Raw genomic sequence first — 21660 nt, 5'->3', positions numbered from 1 at the left:
TATTATAAATCATGTCCGCTGTAACTTAAATTAAAGCTTTTATTACAAATCGGAAAATCAGAGATTTCATTATTCCTTACGGATAACGCTATCGCAAGCCAGTTATGAAATGAGGGGTCTTTAATCTTATAATGCAAAATGTCACCATTAAGATCCGTAACAGCACAATGACAGATTTCACCACGCCAGCCTTCAACCAATGAAATAGTAAAGGTATTTGCTGTAGGCATTGGCAATACCGTGGGTTGCTTTTCTTGTTCAGGAATGTTTTTCAACCACTCCCGAATATATATAATAGATTGTATAATTTCTTCTTTACGGATTTGAATGCGGGATGATACATCGCCATGGTTCTTAATTACCGGCTCGTGCAATACTCCCGGATATAAACCAAAGGGATGAGAGCTACGCAAATCACGAGAGAGTCCGGAAGCCCTTGCAGCCATACCTACCAATCCAACTCTATGCGCTTGTTTTTGAGTAATTACACCGGTTTTTTCTAAACGTGCAAGCACAGTAGGAAGACTTTTCATTTCTTTATACATCTCCATAAAATCAGGTTCATAAGCATCTAAAACCTGTGTTAATTCATTCGCCAGGGCCATCGTAAAGGGAAAATTACTTTCTCCAACACGAATTAAACCTTTAGATAAACGATTTCCACACCAATGCTGCATGAAGTTAATAATAGGGGTACGTAAGCGACCAAAAACAGCACCGCCTAACTGATAAGCGATATCGGTACAAACAGCGCTTAGATCGCCTGTATGCATCGCTAAACGTTCCAGTTCCAAGGCCAGTGTTCTTTCATAAACCAACTTATTATCGGGACGAAAGCCAATAAGACTTTCCCAGAGCTGTACAAAAGCAGTGGTATGTCCAACCACATTATCACCAGCTATCGATTCAGCTAATATATTACGCTGCAGTATTTTTTTACTGCTTATAAAAAGGTTTTCAATACCACGATGCTGATACCCAAGCTGAATTTCAAGATGAAGAATCTGCTCTCCATTGCAAATAAAACGAAAGTGTCCCGGTTCAATGATCCCAGCATGTATTGGCCCCACACCGACTTCGTGCAATTCTTCACTATGGATTTGGTAAAAGGGATAATTGGCTATTGTATTTTCTTGATTAGGCCGGTCAATAGGGTATCTGACAGGTTTTAACCAGGGATGATCGTAATAGGGGATTGCAAAATTTTCATGAAGCTCACGTTCAAATAGATGAAAACAAAGTTTTCGTGCAGTAAAAGATGTTATTGGTTCCTGTCTATCTTTTTTAATTACCGAAGAGGATACATAAATCTTTTGTTTTACATCATCAGCAATGCAGCATATTAATTTAATCGTGTCTAATACAGGAAATCCATAATAATTCACACAATGATTAGCGTCTTCCTTAACAAATGAAATATTTAATTCCAGAAATTCAGGGTATGCCAATACTGGAATATCCTGCAGGGGAATGGTTTGATTGTTTTTTAAAGTGATAAAATTTTCCATGTTATTTTGGTAAATTCTGAATAGCCACATGAATAAGATTGATCAATACAGTAGGAGTATTAACCCCAATATAAATGACAAACCCAAGAAAAACAAGTTGACTTAGTGATTCTATTGCTGGGATTTTTTTAACATCAGTATCATTAAATCCAATAGGTTTAATGAAAATCATCCTGAAAATAGTTTTTCCCAGCGACCAGATAATCATGGTAAGCAGTAACAATATAATAGCCAGTAACCAAAAATGGTTCGCCTGAAACAGAGCAGTAAAGATTAGAAATTCGCTTACAAACATCCCTGAAGGCGGCATGGCTGTGACCACAAAAAAGCCTAATAACAAGATCATAGATCCCGTAGGATTGTATCTAAAGTAGTCACCGGCATCGTAAACGCTTTTACTTTTATAAATCCGGTAGACCTGACCTATTTGGAAAAACATAGCAGATTTGGTAAAGGAGTGTAATATCAGATGTAGAATCGCTGCATAATAACCGATGCCACCAGCAGCCAGTCCCAACATAATCAGCCCCATATGCTCTACGCTGGAATAAGCAAACATCCGTTTAAAATTCTTCACCTTCAACATGTAAACAGTTGCTACAAAAACAGATAATACCCCTGAAATGAGGAGAATTTGGTTGGTCCAGGGTAAAATAGAAGTGTGACTGATAATTTCATATAAACGAAAGATTCCTACAAATCCCATATTCATGAGTACACTACTAAACAATGCGCCAGCAGGTGAAGGTGCCTTATCTTTTGCATCGATTCCTGCGGTATACATAGGCACCAGACTTGCTTTTGATGTAAATCCGGTAAAGACGAAAAGGAAAGATAACTTAAGCCAAAAAACATTAAGGGTTGGAGCCTGACTTAATAACACCTTATAATTCAAATCTTTAATTCCATCTTGCTGAATAGCTAGTGTAAGGAAAAGGATTCCAATAAAAACCAACGTAATACTGATAGTACAAACAAATAAATATTTCCATGTCCCCTCTATGGTATGCAGGTTTCTTCGGTGATAGATCAGCGCGGAAGAGCTTAATGTAGTAAGTTCAACAAAAATCCAGGTAATGGCAATATGATTAGACAAATAGGCGGCACTTAATGCAGTAAGCAAAAGAACCATGGCTGCAAAGTAAATACTCCGCTCGCGGGGGATATCTTTTCCGGTTTCAAAATAGACATAACTATGCCATAAAGCAGGTCCGCAGATCAAACTTAACGTAACCAGGAAGATGATTCCCAACGCATCCGGCGTAAAGTACTCCAGTTGTACCGCATTCAGATGAACATATTCATAAATGGTTAATGTGCATTGTAAAAGAAAATACAAACTAACCAAGGAATAATGAAGCGTCTTATTTTTGTTAAAGAACAAAGCCAAACTAATGAATACTGCACCAATAAGATAGATTCCAATCATTGTCCCTTTAATCTTTTAAACTACTTAACTGGTCCACATCCTGCTCTCCAATCATGTCACCAATTTTATTTACGAAAACCCCTAACAATAGCACACTCACAAAAATATCGAGCAATATTCCAATGTTCACCAGGAATGGCATTTCAGCACCAACAGCCAGGGATAAAACAAATACCCCATTTTCAATGATAAGAAAACCCATTACATGGGTAATAATCTTTTTACGGGAGATAATGAAGTACAACCCGGTAAACAATGCAGATAGAGCAGTGACGAAGAAGATCTTCCTAACATGCGGATCGCCTATGGTATTTGCTAAAAGAAATGATCCGATAATGATGCTCGTGATAATGACGACCGACATAAAGTCGGGCAGAAAAGGCTCAGCCTCGTGCGTAATCTTATTTTTTTTAATGATGTAACTTAAAAAATAAGGGATCATGAGGGTTTTAAACACAACGGTTTCAAGCAATACAAATAACAGGTTAATAACATTGATTTCAATCAGTTCAATAAAGGCGACACCAAATAAAAGAATGCCCTGAATACTTAATACCCGGATGTAGGTACTCAATCTCTTTGACAAGCCCAGTTGAACCAAGGTAATGATAAATGCGATTAAAATAATATTAGTCATTTTCTTCTATTCTTTAAACAATTCTCCCAAGCATGAGCATTACTCCCAGAAAAATAAGTAAGGTAACTGAGGTAAGTGTAAAAATATATTGAGGATTATGGTTCATTCTAAACCTAGCCATAAACGATTCAATAAAACCAACAAGTACCGCAAATAAAACCTGAGTTAATATAAAAATGGGAATGGTGTAGTATAACTCTGATCCTGGAGTTAGAAAAAAGTTTGAGATGATGGCGCCATACATGGCAAACTTCAAATTAGAAGCATGCAGCAGAAGTCCTAAATCAAAACCACTGTTATCCAGAATCATCACCTCATGTACCATTGTCAGTTCCAGATGAGTTTTAGGGTCATCAACCGGCATACGGCTATTTTCAATTAATGCAATGATCACAAAGACAAACGCTGCAAGGAAACCCACGGCATAAGAAATGTAGGTATAGAAATGCAAGGAGCCGAAAATCCCCTGAAAGGAAGTATGGCCGGTCAACAAGGCAAATGAAGCCATCAGGATAAAGAATGCAGGTTCAGCTAACATGGAATACAAAGCTTCCCTACTGGCGCCCATACCTTCTAAACTATTTCCAGTATCTAAAGCAGATATAATATTAAAGAATTTTCCAATCGTCAGCAGATAAGCAAAAAAGACAAAATCTCCTTTAAAAGAAATAAGTCCCGCATGATTACCTAGAGGGATCATCGTTATCGCTAAAAGTATGGAAACAAAATAAATCGTTGGGGCAATTTGAAAGATGAAACTGCTGGTATTACTATAAATAGAACCTTTACGAAATAATCGCCATTCATCCTTAAGTGGTTGAAAGATGCCTGGACCTTTACGACCGGCAAAAACACTTTTGGTACGGATGACAATCCCGCCAAAAAAGCAGCTTACCATTAAAATTAATAAAAAAATAAGTATTCCCATGGTCATACCTGTAAAACTATATTAAATTCAAAAACGTGGCTGCAATGAATACCAGGATAAACAGGAGTCCATACAGTATATACATCTGGGTTCTTCCATTATGGATAAAAGAGAAATAATTCATCAATCGAAGCAGACGTTTATCCAACGGATCAATAATACGCGTCTCAAAAAACTCATTATAATGCGATATATAGCGCGTTTCAGTAGGAAAAACATCCGTATCCTGCAGTTCTCTATATTCCTTTTTTTCAGCTGTAAAAACAGAAAACATTTTTGCAAGTGTTTTTGTAAATGACTTTCCGGTGTATTGCATGCGCGGGTTAGGTACGATATAGGCACAACCCCAGGTAGGTCCATACGTAGCTTCACTGGCTTTTGTCCGGCGTGAACGAATAAAATACAGCAAGGCAACCATGGCAATCAACAAGAAAGATATCCGGCCAACCATCGTTAAGGTAGGATCTAACACAGCCAGGGCAGGAGAAGGAAGATATGCTGGATTAAAAACCTGTACGACCGGCTGGATAACCGTTAATATATAATTGGGGAAAATTCCAATCAGCAGCATAATTCCGATCATAATCCAAAGTGGGATTTGCATAATAACAGACACCTCCTTAGGAGGATGTTCAAATTTCATCCTTGGAGATCCCAGAAAAATAGTTCCAAAAGATTTTGTAAAAGTCAGCATAGAAACGCCACCCACAATAGCTAGAACGGCAATGCTTAAAATCATCAGTACATTCAATTCCACGTTCTGAGATTTCAACCCATCCAGTAAACCGGTATAAATAAGAAATTCGGAGACGAAACCATTAAAAGGAGGCAATCCTCCAATCGCTAAGGAACCACATAAAAATGCGATGGCAGTTACCGGCATTACTTTTATTAAGCCACCCAAATGTTCCATATTGCGGGTATGCGTTTGCTGATAGATATTTCCTGCAGTAAAAAACAAAAGAGCTTTGTAGAGCGAATGGTTTAAGGTATGCAATAATGCAGCACTGAAGCCAAGATAAAATAAATAATCATTGCCAGTGCCTTTACCTATTAATCCCAGTCCAATGCCCATCCCAATGATTCCTATATTTTCAATAGTGCAAAAAGCAAGCATTTTCTTATAATCACGATGTACTGCAGCATTTAAGATTCCATAAAAAGAGGTAAGCAGGGAGAGAATCAGAATAGCTATGCCTATTCGCAACCATTCGGAATCAAGATAAGTGATTATCCTGAGTATGCCGTAAATACCCATTTTCACAATTACTCCAGACATGGTACCCGAAACATGGGAAGGAGAGGCAGGATGCGCATGAGGCAGCCAGGTATGCAGGGGTAAAAATCCTGCTTTAAAGCCAAAGCCAACAAAGAAAATCAGAAATAACCAAATAGGGCTGTTATGACTAAAATAAGCACCTATTGCAGCAAAGTCAAATGAGCCTTCTGCGATATAAACCCATATAAATCCAACAGACATCAGGGCAACCCCCATATGCATTTGTACCAGATAGATCAAGCCAGCCCTAAGCGTTTCCGACTTTTGATGTTCAAAAATGACTAATAGCAGGCAGGAAATAGACATTATTTCCCAAACCACTAAAAAGGCCAGGCCATTTTGAACCATACAAACCCAAAGTAAAGCCGTGTGCAAAATCACGTACATGATCCAATGAAGCGTTAGATTGTTTTTTTGACCCTTGTAGCTACTCATATAACCGATCCCATAAAACGACCCGAAAAGACAAGTTAGATTGATTATCAGCATAAACCAGGCAGAAAGAGGATCAATCCGCATGACTACAGTCCCTATCGGATAATTAAAAAAAAGTTCCGCTTCAACAATGCGATGAAAGCACAATACCTGTATGGCGGGTATGGAAGAAATCAGTGCTATTAAAAAAACCAGGATAAACGCTCCTGTTGATTTGTTTTTCTCGGGTAATAATGGAATGGCAATCAGGCTTATCAAAGACGGGATAATCGTTCCAAAAACTAAATAGAATGAATCCATTTATTGTAAATAAAATGCACTTTGGAAAAAGTATATTGTAAAATACTTAGATTAAGATTTAAAATATTCTACGAGTCAAAGATACGATTTTATAAAACATGCACACAGCACTAGTTCACCCCCTTCCACCATTGAGTAAATATCTGTTTATCATCCATTAAACATACGACTTCACCTATCATCGGTGTAATCAGGGGAGTGCCTTCCAATTGAGCAAGCTTGGTTATTTCCTTTAGCGGTTCGTCCCAAGGATGATTAGCTAATACAAATTTAGAGGAATGAACAGGGAAAACTCGTTTGGCATTCAAATCTTTTCCCGCTTGAAGCACTTCTCGTGATGTCATGTGGATATATTTCCAACCATCTCCATATTGCCCATTTTCTAAAATTGCCAGATCAAAGGGACCATATTTCTTTCCGATTTCTGCAAAATGTGTATCATACCCGCTATCTCCACCTATGAATATTTTCAGGTCAGGTGTTTTCAAAATATAAGACATCCATAAAGTACCGTTGCGTTTAAATGTTCTTCCTGAAAAATGACGCCCGAACGCTGTGTTGACTACAAAACCATCACCTAAATCAATCTGTTGATCCCAGTCCTTTTCAATTATATTTTCTGCTGAATAGCCCCAATGCTCAAAATGGGCTCCAACACCAAGTCCACAGATCACTTTTTTTACTTTAGACCTTAACTTGATTATAGTTTCATAATCCATATGGTCATAATGATCGTGAGAGATAAACAGGTAGTCAATTTCAGGCAGGTCATCTACCGTATAAATATCTGCTCCCTTAAATGCTTTACCACTACCCGGTATAGGTGAGATGCTTCCACTAAAAACCGGGTCAACCAGAAACCGTTTATTCGCAATCTGCATAAAATACGAAGAATGACCAAACCAGACCAATACATCTTTATCGTGGGTAAGATTCAGCAAATTAGTTTTCACAGATGGCAAGGAATCCAGTGAGCGCAATCGCTCTGTTTTCTTAAATAGAAACTGATATAATATTTTAGTCATGCTATAACCTTCAGTAAGTTGAGGAGTATCATGAATGTTTTGGAATGCCCCATCCCTGTAGTTTGGAGATTGCATCATAAGTTCAAGACGTTTTCCTGAAGGACTTTTACCAAATTGAGGTTGGCGCATAAAAATTAGGACAGCAAAAGCTATCAGAAACACAGTAGTAAATAGAATCGCCATTATTTTTATTAATCTTTTTCGCATATATAAATCCCCACGATCAAAGAATCCTGTCTTGATCATCAGGTAAATTAGTAAAGTATACTATTTATTATTTAATTGCCATTTTTCAGCACAGCAGCGGTAACCATGAGTTGACCAACATGACGCATGGAATGTTCTGCACCATGAACTAATAAGCCTATTACGGTAGAAGGTAGGCCGGCACGACCTATTCCACGATACTCAGTTAAGGTATTTTCGGCTGTATCCTTTAGTTGCTCTAAAGCTTGGTATACCTGCTTTTCAAATCTGTTAACCAACTCTTTAACTACATAACCATGAACCGAATTTTTACCTTCTTCATGTAGCTGAGAAAATTGAGATTCTGAAAGACCTTCCCCTTTAGCATAAGTAAATACCCGGTCGAGCACACCACTTAAATGCTGTAAATGGAAGCCAACAGATGCCATTCCAGCTGGACAAGACCAAAGCAGTTCGACAGGAAAATCATTCATATATACGTTAATTTCTTCTCTTGCCTGAAGTAGCGCATGTGCTATAGGCTGTAAGAGGGGATTAATATCAGGCAACGGACCTCTTTGCCAAACTTCCAAATATTGCGACATGTGATAATTTGTTATCTCTAAAGCTATGCGGTTCTACGAAATATATTCATGTGATAATCCCGTATAACCACCAACTATCAGTAAAGGTATTGCAAATCCTGAAACATTAATCATTGCAATGCAATCTAAAAATCCTATTATCGTTAGGAGTGGAGGTATCAATATTTTATTCAATCGTTAAAGTCTTTCTCTCCGTTGTATGAGCACTGAAATACCCTAATGCGTTATTGTTAATATTAGAAGGCGGATTTCCAGGAGTTACACCACCGCCAGGACCATTTTGTGTCTGCTGACTCAGGGTAAACCAGTACGTAAATATACTTTTGTCAATACTTTGCATTTCAACTTCAACCTGATCACCAGACTTTAAATCTTCATCATCATTTTCACTAAAGTAAAATAGCACGCTTGAGATATCATTTCCGTTTGTAAAGCGATCATTTTCAACGAAAATACTCTTGGCCTGTACTCCATTAATTTTCATGAAATACAGGTACTGATTGATCTGGTTTCCCGGATCTTTAAAATGCACTTGTACCTGTTTATTTTCATTCCCGCCAAATGAAATAACATCCACACTGAGCGAATCAAGGGCTACGGATTTAGGCATAGTAGACATGGCCGTGTAAGTAACATTGTTCGCATTTACATGAAGCGTATAGGTGCGTCCCGGCACGCCTCTAAATGACGCTAAGGAATAATTACCTGGTTGTGCTTCGCTAAACAACCAAGACCCACCTGCATCATCTGTAACCGTTACCACTGCACCTGTCACAGCTGGATAAACATTGCTGTCTGTATAGGGAACAGATTGACTAATCTTAATAGTTTGGGGTCCCTGCTGGTCAGTAATATTTCCTTCAATAACCACCTGATTGGCCGAAGAATCAAGTTTAACATCGATTACTTTCTCACAAGAAGACAAACTGATTGTAGCTGCAAGAAATAAAATTTGATATATGCTCTGTTTTCTCATGAATTAAAATTTAAAGTTCCAGGTAACTGAAGGTATGATACCAAACAGAGATACTTGTACAGCCTCGGTTCTGGTAGGATCATTCTCCTTATCCCGAAATTGTATTGCATAAGGATTTTTGCGGTTTAACGCATTGTATACCCCAAAATTCCAACTTGAACTAAACTTCTTTGTTTCTTTTCCCTTCAAGGTAGCACTAATATCCAGTCTGCTCGTAAAAGGCATCCGGTTAGCATTACGCTCCGTATAATAATAAGTAGTCAGTCCTCCAACGTTATATTTTCCCGATGGGAAAGTCACCGCATTACCGGTACTGTATATGTAATTAGCCGAAAGGGACCAACGACTGCTCAAATCATACATTCCCACCAGGGATAGGTCATGTGTACGATCCTGTTTAGCAGGAAAATAGTTGCCTTTATTAATTTCATCAAATCTACGCTCAGTTTTTGCTAGCGTATAGCTGATCCATCCGGTCAGTTTCCCCTTCGTTTTCTTGGCGTATAATTCTAAACCGTATGCTCTACCCTTGCCGTAAACCAATTCAGACTCTACATTAGCATTGGCTGTCAATTCAGCACCGTCCTTATAATCAATCTGGTTTTGAAGCCATTTATAATACACTTCAGCTGAAAATTCAAATGAGTTATCACTCGAATTTTTAAAGTAACCTGCAGCAACCTGATCTGCCAATTCAGGACTAATATTATTGCTGCTCATTACATATTGATCTGTTGGAGAGCTCGTGTTGGCATTAGTCAGAATATGGATATTTTGAGTATTCCTGTTATAGGACGCTTTGAAAGAATTTTCTTCATTTATGCTATAGCTTGCCGAGAATCGAGGTTCCAGATAAATAAAGGTTTTAACAAAATCCCCTTTTTTATAAGTTGTAGAGGATTCAATATCCCCATTTGCAGCGTAGGTGTTTATCGTTCCGGGGCCTAATAAAGAAAAGGAGCTTAACCGAACACCATATAATAAATTAAAATGATCACTAACCTTCCACTCATCTGACACATATGCCGCAAGCTCAAGACCATAACGATTTTCCACTGAACTTGGATTAAAACTAGAATTACCCGAAGTCGATATATCTGATGGTGCAATACGATGATGCGTGGCCTGCATGCCGAAGCGGATGATGTGTTTATTACTAAAATACTGCAGGTCTTCTTTAAAATTATAATCCCTGATCAACGAAGACACCCGAGCATTGTTATCTTCATCCAGCAGTTCAATCGTATAATTATATTTGTTATAAATGAATGAGGTATTCGAAAACAACCTGTTGTTAAACACATGGTTCAGGCGAACAGTAGCTGTTGTGTTTCCCCAGTCATTTGCAAACAGATCACGAATACCAATATTATCCTTTCCAAAATAACCCGATAGGTATACGGTGTTCCTATCATTAAATTTATAATTCGCTTTGGCATTAATATCATAAAAATTGAGTGTAGTGGTGTTTAAGGCAGAATCCTTGGATGCCTTAAGCAACACATCAATATAAGTACGACGGGCACTGATCATAAATGAACCTTTATCTTTTACGATAGGCCCTTCCAACTTTAAACGTGATGCAATCAGTCCAATTCCGCCTTGAACACCAAACTCCTTGTTGTTGCCATCCTGCATCTTTACATCCAATACAGAAGATAAACGACCGCCATATTGTGCAGGCATTCCTCCTTTATAGAGACTTACATCCTTGATGGCATCTGAATTAAAGGTAGAAAAAAAGCTTAGCAGATGAGATGAGTTATACACCGTTGCCTCATCCAGTAAGATTAAGTTCTGATCGGCAGCACCACCCCTCACAAAAAAGCCTGTATTTCCTTCTCCACCAGACTTTACTCCAGGCAGCAACTGAATAGTTTTCAGTATATCCTTCTCACCAAATAATACAGGTACATTATCCAGTGCCTTCATATCAAGTTTATCTAATCCCATTTGCGGACTGCGTACATTCTCATCCTTACGGCTGCGCGAAGAGATGACCACTTCATCCAACACCGCTTTATTAGTTTTAAGTTCAATATTAAGTTTAAGAGATGAATTCAACACGATTTTTTGGCTAAAAGTCTGGTAACCCGTATAAGTCACCCTAACCATGTATTCTCCACTATTTCCTGACAAGGAGTAAAACCCATACGCATTACTTGATGTACTAGGCGACTGCGAATTTCCCTGTATCCGTACCGTAGCCCCAATCAGTGTTTCGCCCGTTTCAGCATCTCTTATAGTTCCGCTTACTGTAAATCTTTGTTGTGCAAAGATTGGGGAGATTAAGCAAAAAATGAAGATTAAAAAGATATAAGTCTTTTGTATCATGAATAGATAAATTGTGTTATAGAAAATGGCCTTTCATCATATCCTAAGGCAAAAGGAAGGAAGTATTAAAAAAAGAGTCTTAATAAGCAGCAGTTTTTCCTGGTGATATGTATTTTATATTTTAAAAAAGGACCCATAATTATCTTTCATAAATTTTCAAAACTTAAAAAGTAAATCTCCAATTAAGACGTTTAAAAGCCAAAAAAGTTACTCTCTAATAATTTAAAACATATTTTCATCATTGGTCTTATAGTAAAAAGCCTATGATACAATCAAAAATTATATCCGTTTTATGCCTAATGGTGCTAAGCATCAGCACTTTCGCTCAGAAAGCAACAGGCACCTATAGCTTTAAAGACCCATCCGAAAATGGTACAGGTAAAGTTTATATGGGACGGGAAATAGCTCAGATCATGAGCTTTGAAGGCTTAGCATGGTTGGAACGCAATAGCCGTTCAATAGAAGAAAACACAAACCTGGCAATCTCAAAATTACCTGTAGCAAAAAACAGTGTAGTAGCTGATATAGGTGCAGGTTCAGGATTCTACACTTTTCATATCGCACCTAAAGTAAGAGAAGGAAAAGTATATGCGGTAGAAATTCAGAATGATGCCCTTTCATACTTAAAAAAGAAAGCTACAGAGTTTATGTTTACTAATGTCGCAGTAGTTAAAGGAGGGGAGAAGTCTCCTAATCTTCCAGCTGGCACTATTGATCTGGCTATCCTGGTTGATGTATACCATGAGCTCCTCTATCCACATGAATTCCTTCAATCGATCAAACAAGCTCTAAAACCAAACGGCAAGCTACTTCTAATCGAGTATAAACAGGAAGATCCGTCAGTAGCAATAAAAACAGAAAACAAGATGAGCGTAAAGCAAGTCCGCAAAGAATTGGAAGCAAACGGATACCACATCGTTCAAAATGGTCAGTTTATGCCCATACAGCACTTCCTGGTCTTTCAAAAGGATTAAAGCAATAAAAAGGCAACACCAACCATGATGCTTTTAATTAGCGAAATACCTGTTTATAGCTTTTCTGAAATCCCTGACAGTACCGATAATAAACTCTCAATATGAAGGGGTTTTGATAAGTAATCATCCATTCCCGCCAATAAACACATTTCTTTGTCCTCAAGCATCGCATTAGCAGTCATTGCTATAATCACCGGCTGAATCATATCGGTGCTCCGAATAGATCTTGTAGTTTCCAGACCGTCCAATTCTGGCATTTGTACATCCATCAAGATCAAATCAAATGTGTGAATGAGTAACAAAGCAAGAACTTCCATTCCATTTTGCGCAACAACCGGTTCATATCCTAATTTATTTAATATCCTTACGATCAGCTTTTGATTGATTAGGTTATCTTCAGCTACCAGGATGCGTAATGGATTATTGGATGCAAATTCAGCATTCATCAAAGATGCTTTATAAATTTGTGTTTCCAAGACATGAAATTGCTGCTCCAGTCCCATCTGTATAACACTACACAACTGCTGCTGCTTCACTGGTTTAGTGAGTACAAAATTAAAAAGATGAGGATATTTATTACGTGTTTCATCGCCGATAGAACTGAGGAGAATAATAGGTAACAAAGCATTCTTTGCCCTGATCAGCTCTGCAAGCTGAACACCATCCATTTCCGGCATCTGCATATCAGTCAACACCAGATCGAAGCCTTTTTGATCTAACAACAGGAGTGCCTCAGCAGCAGAAGAGGCCATCACCGGAACCAGGTGCCATTGCTCCAACTGCATTTGTAGAATCTTCCTGTTAGTTTGGTTATCATCCACTACAAGAATGCGTTTGCCCTCTTTTGCTGTCATGAAACACCGTGTATGATGGAACATCTGCTGATGACTGATCTGAACCTGAATACCAAAATAAAAAGAAGTACCCTCATTGATCTTGCTCTTAACGGATATTTCTCCCCCCATCAGTTCAACCTGTCTTAAACTTATAGCCAGGCCAAGCCCACTACCACCATATTTTCGAGTAGTGGACGAATCAACTTGAGTAAATGCATTAAACAAGTCAGTTAACTTCTCCTGTGGTATCCCAATGCCTGTGTCTTTTACCTGGAATACCAGTTCAATTAATTCTTCATCCAAGCCTCTTCTGTTCGAGCTTACATCAAGAAATATTTCACCCTTATGCGTAAACTTAACTGCATTACCGATCAGGTTAATCAAAACCTGTTTCAATCTCATACTATCGGCCAGTAAGTTTAGAGGAATATCGCTACCAATTTGGTATACCAGGTCAATCCCATTCAGCGCTGCTTTACCTGCAAAAAGATCCATTACTTCTTCAATGCAATGCCGTAAATTAAATTCATGCGGGTCAAGATCCAGTTTACCAGATTCAATCTTAGAAAAATCCAGCACATCATTAATCACATTCATAAGCGTTTCACCGCTGTTTCTTATTGTTTCAACATATTCAGCCTGTTCTGTGTTCAAAGACGTTTCATGAAGCAGCGAAGCCATACCCAACACACCATTCATAGGCGTGCGAATCTCATGGCTCATCGTAGCAAGAAAAATACTTTTGGCTTGATTGGCCTTTTCTGCCTCTTCCCTTGCCGCTTGTTCCTGCTGCTGGAACTTGCAAAAGAATTTGTATAAATTATGGAACCGCATGAGTTCGGGAAGTTATTTTCCATCTCCAGTAAAGGAGGTGAAAATACCCAAGAAATCAGGAGGTTCTAGAAGTTTAGAGATTCCTACTGTAGCCGATCGAGTTGCACAACAAGTGGTCAAACATTTTATGGGACCTAAGATAGACCATTTATTTCACTCGGATAGTTACGGGTACCGAAGGGACAAGAATGCTCATCAGGCAATCAATACTGCCACGCAGAGGTGTTTTAAAGCTGCATGGGTGATTTATATGGATATCAAGGGGTTCTATGATAATATTGATCATGAATTAATGGTGAAAGCGGTTCGGTTTTATACTCAAGAACGATGATATGATTTAAGTTGCCCGTAGCTGAGCGAAGTCCGTTACTAATATCTCGTACCGATTGACTATTCACAAATTGGCAGAAAAGCATCGACACCAAATGCGTCCAGCTGTTATACCCTTTATTGTGCTTGTCTGTTCCTTTGGCTAAAGAAAGCTTGTTGAACTTTGAACGGTCCAACTTTGATATAATCCGTGAAATAATGTTATGTTTATCATCGAGAAAGGAGGATTGTTTTTTGCACCACAAAGGTAACTTTGTGTTAAAACTTTTCCTTTCTCTTTTTGCATTTAGGACGCTATTGATTTAAAACATAAAAATACAACTCCTTTATTTTATTTCTGGAAATTAAATAAAGGCGACTCAGGCTGACAAAGAAAGCACCGTTAAAGCGATTTCTCTGAGACTAAAACCAAATACCTATTTTTTTTAAAAATAAATTAATATGCTAGCAAATATGTTTATATTGACCATATAAACTTGTAACCTAAACTGTCGATCATTTTCAACTACATTTAATATATAACATAGAAATACTAACCTTAACCTATGATAGTAAATTATCTTAAGACAGCGTATCGTAACATGCTGAAAGACAAGGTTCAAACTTTAATCAATATTGTAGGTCTATCAGTAGGACTTGCGTGTAGCTTACTTATCTTTCTATGGGTACAAAGTGAATTGAGTACAGATACTTGGCATGAAAGTAATGATCGATTGATGGTAGTTTATGAAAAGGTGTACTCTCAGGGCAAAATTGAAGGAAATTATGGAACTTCAGGTCTTTTGGCCTCAGAAATCAGGAATACGATACCAGAAGTTCAATATGCTACTACGGTGGCCTACGATAAGTGGCACACCTTCCAATTTAGTGAAAAAATAATAACATTAAATGGTGGGTACGCAGGAGAAGAGTATTTTAAAATGTTTAGTAACAAGTTTTTGGAGGGTAGCTCTAAAGATGCTTTAAGTTCACTTTCTGGCATTGCTATATCACATAAAATGGCAAATCAGTTTTTTGGTAGTCCCCGGGCGGCGATGAACAAAAGTCTGCGTTATGACAATAAAAAGAACTTTTTCGTAAAAGCTGTATTCGAAGATTTACCGAGTAATACATCTAAGAAATTTGAATATTTAACCAGTTGGAATCAAGAATTAAATGAACATCCATGGTTAAAGGAATGGAATATACAAGGTCCACAAACTTATTTGATGCTACGAGAAAATGCGGATCATAGTTTAGTCGAAAAAAAAATCACGCACTTTCTAAATAAATATATTAAAGAGTCAAAAACTTATAAGATAGAATTGGCTTTGCAACCTTATTCTAAGGTTTATCTGTATGGAGGTTTCTCAAATGGAAAGATAACGGGAGGAAGAATTGCATATGTAAAAGTTTTTATTTTAATAGCGGTCTTCATACTCGTTATTGCGTGTATCAATTTCATGAATTTGATGACCGCTCGCTCAATTAAAAGATCTAAGGAAGTGGGGGTGAGAAAGATCTTAGGTGCAACAAAGGCAGTTTTAATTAAACAGTTTCTTGGCGAGTCAATGCTAACTACATTGGTAAGTGTTACAGTTTCGTTAGGATTGTTTGTGTTATTTTTACCGGTGTTTAAGGAGGTTACTCAAAAACAGCTTGAATTACCGTTTGGTCATTTTTCTTTTTGGATACTATTAATTGCCATTGCATTTGTAACTGGCTTATTATCTGGAGCATATCCTGCATTATTTTTGTCTTCTTTTAGTGCAGTTAAAGTGCTAAGTGGGGGGGTTAGAATGGGTCGTGGCGCAACCTTGTTTCGTAAATGTCTTGTTGTCTTTCAGTTTGCTTTGTCATTATTCCTTATAATCGGAACAATTGTAATTGCACGGCAAATTAACTTCATTCAATCAAAGAGTTTAGGATATGACCGTAATAATCTAATTTATCAACCTTTAACTGGAGACTTAAAGGCTAAATACGATTTGTTCAAAAATAACACGTTAACGCTTCCTGGAATACAATCTATTACACATGCGAGTGAAGCACTGACAGATGTCGAGAATTCGGAAAACGATATTAACTGGACGAATAAAGATCCAAATGATAAAACGCAATTTACAATTATAGGCGCCGGTTATAATTTCGTGAGTACTTTAAGATTACAGTTAATAGAGGGAAGAGATTTTTCGAAAGAGTTTCCGAAAGATTCAACTGGCTTTCTTATAAATGAAGCCGCCCTAAAGGAAATAGGTTATAAAAGCCCTATCGGTCTTTCAATTAACCTGTGGGGGAGGAAGGGGCAGATAATAGGAGTTATCAAAGATTTTAATTTTGCATCTCTTCATGATCCTATAAAGCCATTAATTGTTCGTTTCTGCGAGTATGAGAGTATGGGAACCGCAATAATTAGAACACATTCTGGTATGACGAAACAAGCTCTTGAAAGCCTTAGAAAAGTCAACCAAAAGTTAAATCCTAATTTTCCACTTAATTATACTTTTTCTGAAGATGAATATGATATTCTATATGAAAGTGAACAAATGGTCGGGAGACTATCCTCTGCTTTTTCACTTCTTGCAATTTTCATTTCTTGCTTTGGACTATTAGGTCAGGTGATGTTTACAGCAGAACAGCGTTTTAGAGAAATTGGTATCCGAAAACTGTTAGGAGCGAGTGTTCCGTCTTTGCTTAAACTGTTATCAGGCGATTTTTTATTATATATCATAATTGCTTTATTAATTGCATCACCAATATCCTATATTGTTTTGAATAAATGGTTGCAAGGCTTTGCCTTCCATACTTCAATCCAACTTTGGATATTTGGAATTTCTGCTATTGTTGCAATATTTATTACTTTCATAACTATTAGTATATATACTTTTAAGGTAGCAATGATGAATCCAATGAATAGTATAAGAAGTTAATTAGCCACAAAAAATTAGTTAAGGTTTAATCACTATGAAAATTGAAATTATTCAATTCTTATTGTCTGTCGAAATTGAGATACCTTTTTCACTGAAGCTAAACGTTAAAATATTAGAAAGGTGTTAGATTATCGGAATAATTTGGCTTTTAAGGCTATCTTACGAGATACGTTTGAGCGTCGAGCTTAGCTCGACCACTTTTCATTAGCGGCATATTATATTAAGATCACGGCATTTATATGTAAAATACAAATGTATTATACATCGGAGAAACAATTAATGAGAAAATCGATGTTGCACGAAGTAACTGAATTAATCAATGACAAGCCCATCGATTTTATAGAGTTAGATATAATAGGTTACCTTATTGAAGTGAAAGAAGACATCAGCAGTAAGATCGAAACAAATGAATTTGTTGAAGTACTTTACAAACTTAGAAGAGCCAAGTAAAAAAAATAAAGAATATTCACACTATCAATATTTTGGAAGAAGGCAATTAAGTTTGTAGCACTTGTCCCAAAGGAATATTTATATCATCTTCACACAGTAAACAAGATTTAACCTTTGCTTTCCAAATAATTTTCAAAGTTCCATAAAACAAGAAAAACCTGTCAATCTTTCAATTAACAGGCTTTATTCCCTATGCGGAGAGTGGGGGATTCGAACCCGCGGACCCTTTAACAAGTCAACAGTTTTCAAGACTGCCGCAATCGACCACTCTGCCAACTCTCCGCGACAAAAGTACAAATCTTACCCTCTTCTCCAAATTTTATACGCGAAATAAATTCAATTATAAATTACCAGTCTGTATCTCAAGACGATAATTTTTACTTAGGAAGGTTTTTCTTGTTGATTTGCTGTGTCGGCTCCTCCCGGAAGTTGTTAAACTGCGGTCTGATGATCTTAATACTGCGTTTTGACAGGTCAATACTCGCATTCAACTCAAATCCAATCAATATAATTAATGAGTTTAAAAACAGCCAGATCATAATTACAATTAACGTTCCGATAGAACCGTAAAGCTTATTGTAGTTACTAAAATGATTAATATAATAAGTAAACCCCCAGGAAATCAAAATCGTTAGCAAAGTAGCCAACCAAGCGCCCGGACTAAACAATTTCCACTTTTTAGGATGAGAAGGCCCATACCGGTAAATCATGCTAATCGTTAAAAAATACACCACCGCTAAAATAAACCAGCGCACAGCAGCAATTAAATACACATAAAACCAGTCGCCTCCTTTAAAGGCAAGCTCGTCTTGAATGGTTCCAATTATATATTCCCCAATCGTAATAATAGAAAGGCCCATAATCAAGGCAATCACAATCACAAACGTTAAATTAAGCGCAACAATACGTTGTCTCAGCCAACCTCTCGTTTCAGTCTGCAAAGATGACTTGTTAAAAGCAGCCATTAAATTTGTCACCCCATTAGTAGAAAAAAACAAAGCAGCAGCAAATCCAAAAGACAGTAAACCACCATTCTGCTTATTAATAATATCAAGCAACGTAGACTGTACAGCCAGAAACGCATTTGAAGGAAGCAGCATTGCGATTAAATCAAGTAACTTCTGCTGGAATCCGCGAACAGGAATATAAGGAATCAGTGTAAAAAGAAAGATGATTCCCGGAAAAATAGCCAGCATGAAATTATAAGCTAACGCTGATGCTTTCGTAACTAGCGAATCCCGCCCAATTTCCTGAAAGAAGAAACTTCCAATGGTGTACACCGGCAGAGGACTAAAAACAGGAAACACAGCCGTTTTCGTCCACTCGATAAACCGGCTATACGGCTTAATTTTTAGCAGATAATACTGAACTCCTGGCATACTAAACTAATCAAAAAATGGTTTAAGCCTATTCTGAAAAATCTCTGGAGGCAAACAAGGCCTCATTCGCTTCATATCCACAAACACAAGCGTAGTTTCACCTACATGTATAAACTCGCCCGATTCATTATAAAATTCATATTTAAAGTGAATCCTTACTCCGGGCATCTTAGCCAGCGTCGTTTTAATAGTAAGCTCTTCATCATAATGCGCAGGCTTAAAAAATTTACACTGCATATCCAACACCGGCATCATAATTCCCAACTCTTCTAGATAGCGGTACGTCATACCTACTGTGCGCAACATATCTACACGGGCAACTTCATAAAATTGCGCATAGTTTCCGTAGTACATATAACCCATTTGATCCACTTCTCCATATCTAACTCGTATCTTCGTTTCGCTTGTGATCATTATTTCTTAATATTATGTGCATCTAATGCCTGCTGAAAGCGTCGTGCATTAGCTTGATGTTCAGCTACCGTAACCGCAAAGTTATGGTAACCCGAAAAGTCCTCCTTCGCACACATATAAACAAAATTGTGCTTCTGGTAATTCAATACAGCATCTATCGCATGGATGCTGGGCATCATGATAGGCCCGGGCGGTAGTCCCGCATACATATACGTGTTATAAGGCGACTGTTTGGTAAGATGACGGTTCAACACCCTACGAATAGTAAAATCATTATTCGCATAAATTACCGTAGGATCTGCCTGCAGTTTAATTCCCCTTCGGTAACGGTTCAAATAAAGCCCTGCAATAGTAGGCATCTCCTGGTCATGCAGCGCTTCAGCATCCACAATGGCAGCAAGCGTACTCACCTGGGTAGGAGTGAGCCCCACTTCCTTCGCTTTGTTCAAACGCTCCAGAGTCCAGAATTTCTGATACTCACTATACATCCGCTTAAAAAATTTATCTGCCGAAACATTCCAATACATCTTGTAAGTATTCGGAATGAACATGGCATAAACGTTACTTTTATCGAAACCATACTTACTCACAAAAGCAGTAGAATCGAGTAAACTGAGCAGGGATGCCGAGTCTGCCTCCAACTGTGTTCCAATATAAGCAGCAAAATCTTGTTGTAAACGATAACCACGGAAACTTAGACTTACTTCTTCCTGGTTGCCCGACTTTAACATATTGATTAAAACACGGTTACTCATCCCATTGATTAGCCTATATTTCCCAGGCTTCACAGCCAATGGATAATCCATATTCTGAGCCACCCAAAGAAACACGATGGAATCTTTCACCATATCCTTTTCCCGGATCGTAGCATATACATCATCAAACGTAGAACCGGTTTTAATATACAGGTACTTTTCATTATCAGTTACACTTTTACCCATGTAACGCAGATAATAATTAAGCCCGGTGATGCCCAGTGCAATAATTACAAAAAGTGTAAATGCAATTAAAAACTTTATTAAAGGAGATAGTCTCTTATTTTTTTCTTCGATCATTGTATAGAATGATTTAACTTAAGGAGCAACTTTCTTTACATCTACCGATGGTACAGGAGGAAGGTCGTTGGAAAGGATCAGGTCTACCGGTGTACCAATTGCTACTTTATATAGGGAATCACTAACTGCGGGATATTGTTTGAATACTTTTGCATTAATCGTATCGGTTACCGATCCCTCGTAAGAGACAGTACCCATAGTCAGGGACGATCCTTTGAGGGAAAATATAGCTTCCGGCAGTGATAATCCCACCACATTTGGCAAATCTACCTCGCTGGCACCTTTACCATCGCCAAGCACCAAGGATATCGATGATCCCTTCGGAATGGCATCACCCTTCAGTATATTCTGTCCACGGTACGTCACCGACAATACACGGTCACGCATAATATCGGAGGTATAACTGGTATCTGCTATTTTTATTCCATAATTGCTTAGTACTGCCCGGGCTTCCAGATAGCTGCTTTCGAAAATATCAGGAAAGCCTACATTTGGGGCATTCCGCGTAATGATAGTCAGATAAATGGTACGGTTAAACTTGACGTTTGTTCCCTCATCCGGATCCTGCTCTGTCACCATTCCCGGCTCCTTATCGATCTGATACACCGAATCAATCTGGTAGCGTAAACCTTGCGATTCCAGCAATGCTATTGCTTGCTCAACAGGTAAACCTTTGAGTTTTGGTACGGCAACTCCTTCCCCGTGACGGGTATAAAACCGTAAACAAAAGAATATGAGCAGCAGGAATACAGCTACTGATACGATCGCAATTATTAGGTTTTTACGAAATGTACTCGTTTTAAGATATGCTAAAAATTTACTCATGGATCAAAATCT

19 protein-coding genes and 1 tRNA gene are annotated in these 21660 nt (G+C 37.9%); 4 read left to right on the top strand and 16 right to left on the bottom strand.

What is annotated here, in order from left to right; all coding sequences use genetic code 11:
* Positions 1-2: 2 nt before the first annotated feature.
* From BFL47_RS12500 to BFL47_RS12460, 9 genes are all read right to left on the bottom strand, one after another.
* A complete protein-coding gene (locus BFL47_RS12500) occupies positions 3-1508 on the bottom strand; it encodes a hydrogenase large subunit (RefSeq protein ID WP_069660134.1) in 1506 nt (501 codons plus the stop codon).
* A 1-nt stretch (position 1509) separates the two neighbouring features.
* Entirely contained in the window at positions 1510-2937 is a 1428-nt protein-coding gene (locus BFL47_RS12495) for a proton-conducting transporter transmembrane domain-containing protein (RefSeq protein ID WP_069660133.1), read from the bottom strand.
* A 7-nt stretch (positions 2938-2944) separates the two neighbouring features.
* A complete protein-coding gene (locus tag BFL47_RS12490) occupies positions 2945-3574 on the bottom strand; it encodes a hypothetical protein (RefSeq protein WP_069660132.1) in 630 nt (209 codons plus the stop codon).
* A 13-nt stretch (positions 3575-3587) separates the two neighbouring features.
* Positions 3588-4502, bottom strand: a complete 915-nt coding sequence (locus BFL47_RS12485; RefSeq protein WP_262482891.1) for a respiratory chain complex I subunit 1 family protein — start codon at positions 4500-4502, stop codon at positions 3588-3590.
* Positions 4503-4518: 16 nt separating this feature from the next.
* Positions 4519-6516, bottom strand: a complete 1998-nt coding sequence (locus BFL47_RS12480) for a proton-conducting transporter transmembrane domain-containing protein (RefSeq protein ID WP_069660130.1) — start codon at positions 6514-6516, stop codon at positions 4519-4521.
* Between the two features lie 110 nt (positions 6517-6626).
* On the bottom strand, positions 6627-7787 hold the full coding sequence (locus BFL47_RS12475) for an MBL fold metallo-hydrolase (protein WP_317042939.1): 1161 nt from the start codon (positions 7785-7787) through the stop codon (positions 6627-6629).
* A 32-nt stretch (positions 7788-7819) separates the two neighbouring features.
* On the bottom strand, positions 7820-8332 hold the full coding sequence (locus BFL47_RS12470) for a DinB family protein (RefSeq protein WP_069660129.1): 513 nt from the start codon (positions 8330-8332) through the stop codon (positions 7820-7822).
* A 166-nt stretch (positions 8333-8498) separates the two neighbouring features.
* Entirely contained in the window at positions 8499-9308 is an 810-nt protein-coding gene (locus BFL47_RS12465) for a DUF4249 domain-containing protein (RefSeq protein ID WP_069660128.1), read from the bottom strand.
* 3 nt (positions 9309-9311) lie between these two features.
* Entirely contained in the window at positions 9312-11642 is a 2331-nt protein-coding gene (locus tag BFL47_RS12460; RefSeq protein WP_069660127.1) for a TonB-dependent receptor, read from the bottom strand.
* 263 nt (positions 11643-11905) lie between these two features.
* Between BFL47_RS12460 and BFL47_RS12455 the strand changes: the two genes are divergently transcribed.
* The gene (locus BFL47_RS12455) at positions 11906-12616 is read left to right on the top strand and encodes a class I SAM-dependent methyltransferase (RefSeq protein ID WP_069660126.1); all 711 of its coding nucleotides are present in this window, start codon (positions 11906-11908) and stop codon (positions 12614-12616) included.
* A 53-nt stretch (positions 12617-12669) separates the two neighbouring features.
* On the opposite strand, the gene BFL47_RS12450 is transcribed toward BFL47_RS12455, so the two are convergent.
* Complete coding sequence (locus BFL47_RS12450; RefSeq protein ID WP_069660125.1) at positions 12670-14286, bottom strand: response regulator; 1617 nt, start codon at positions 14284-14286, stop codon at positions 12670-12672.
* Between BFL47_RS12450 and BFL47_RS12445 the strand changes: the two genes are divergently transcribed.
* Positions 14285-14617, top strand: coding sequence for a reverse transcriptase domain-containing protein (locus BFL47_RS12445; RefSeq protein WP_069660124.1), 333 nt, complete (start codon positions 14285-14287; stop codon positions 14615-14617). The two genes, BFL47_RS12450 and BFL47_RS12445, sit on opposite strands and share 2 nt — an antisense overlap.
* On the opposite strand, the gene BFL47_RS19310 is transcribed toward BFL47_RS12445, so the two are convergent.
* Complete coding sequence (locus tag BFL47_RS19310; RefSeq protein WP_394332408.1) at positions 14544-14861, bottom strand: DUF4372 domain-containing protein; 318 nt, start codon at positions 14859-14861, stop codon at positions 14544-14546. The two genes, BFL47_RS12445 and BFL47_RS19310, sit on opposite strands and share 74 nt — an antisense overlap.
* A gap of 300 nt (positions 14862-15161) precedes the next feature.
* Here BFL47_RS19310 and BFL47_RS12440 point away from each other — a divergent pair, with 300 nt between their 5' ends.
* Both BFL47_RS12440 and BFL47_RS12435 read left to right on the top strand, forming a co-directional pair.
* A complete protein-coding gene (locus tag BFL47_RS12440) occupies positions 15162-17525 on the top strand; it encodes an ABC transporter permease (protein ID WP_069660123.1) in 2364 nt (787 codons plus the stop codon).
* Positions 17526-17804: 279 nt separating this feature from the next.
* Positions 17805-17975: a hypothetical protein gene (locus BFL47_RS12435; protein WP_170827316.1), complete on the top strand. Its 171-nt coding sequence runs from the start codon at positions 17805-17807 to the stop codon at positions 17973-17975.
* A gap of 195 nt (positions 17976-18170) precedes the next feature.
* Here the strand turns inward: BFL47_RS12435 and BFL47_RS12430 are convergent.
* From BFL47_RS12430 to BFL47_RS12410, 5 genes are all read right to left on the bottom strand, one after another.
* A tRNA-Ser gene (locus BFL47_RS12430) sits at positions 18171-18257 on the bottom strand.
* 95 nt (positions 18258-18352) lie between these two features.
* Complete coding sequence (locus BFL47_RS12425; RefSeq protein ID WP_069660121.1) at positions 18353-19354, bottom strand: YihY/virulence factor BrkB family protein; 1002 nt, start codon at positions 19352-19354, stop codon at positions 18353-18355.
* Positions 19355-19360: 6 nt separating this feature from the next.
* On the bottom strand, positions 19361-19768 hold the full coding sequence (locus BFL47_RS12420; protein WP_069660120.1) for an acyl-CoA thioesterase: 408 nt from the start codon (positions 19766-19768) through the stop codon (positions 19361-19363).
* The gene (gene mltG, locus BFL47_RS12415; RefSeq protein ID WP_069660119.1) at positions 19768-20823 is read right to left on the bottom strand and encodes an endolytic transglycosylase MltG; all 1056 of its coding nucleotides are present in this window, start codon (positions 20821-20823) and stop codon (positions 19768-19770) included. Before mltG ends, BFL47_RS12420 begins: the two co-directional genes overlap by 1 nt.
* 18 nt (positions 20824-20841) lie before the next feature.
* The gene (locus tag BFL47_RS12410; protein WP_069660118.1) at positions 20842-21648 is read right to left on the bottom strand and encodes a PASTA domain-containing protein; all 807 of its coding nucleotides are present in this window, start codon (positions 21646-21648) and stop codon (positions 20842-20844) included.
* Positions 21649-21660 lie beyond the last annotated feature (12 nt).

It is taken from the genome of Arcticibacter eurypsychrophilus, from assembly GCF_001730525.1.
In the GTDB taxonomy this organism is placed as follows: Bacteria; Bacteroidota; Bacteroidia; order Sphingobacteriales; family Sphingobacteriaceae; genus Arcticibacter; species Arcticibacter eurypsychrophilus.
Note: the sequence above shows the minus strand (reverse complement) of the source record. Positions and strands in the feature narration are given on the sequence as shown.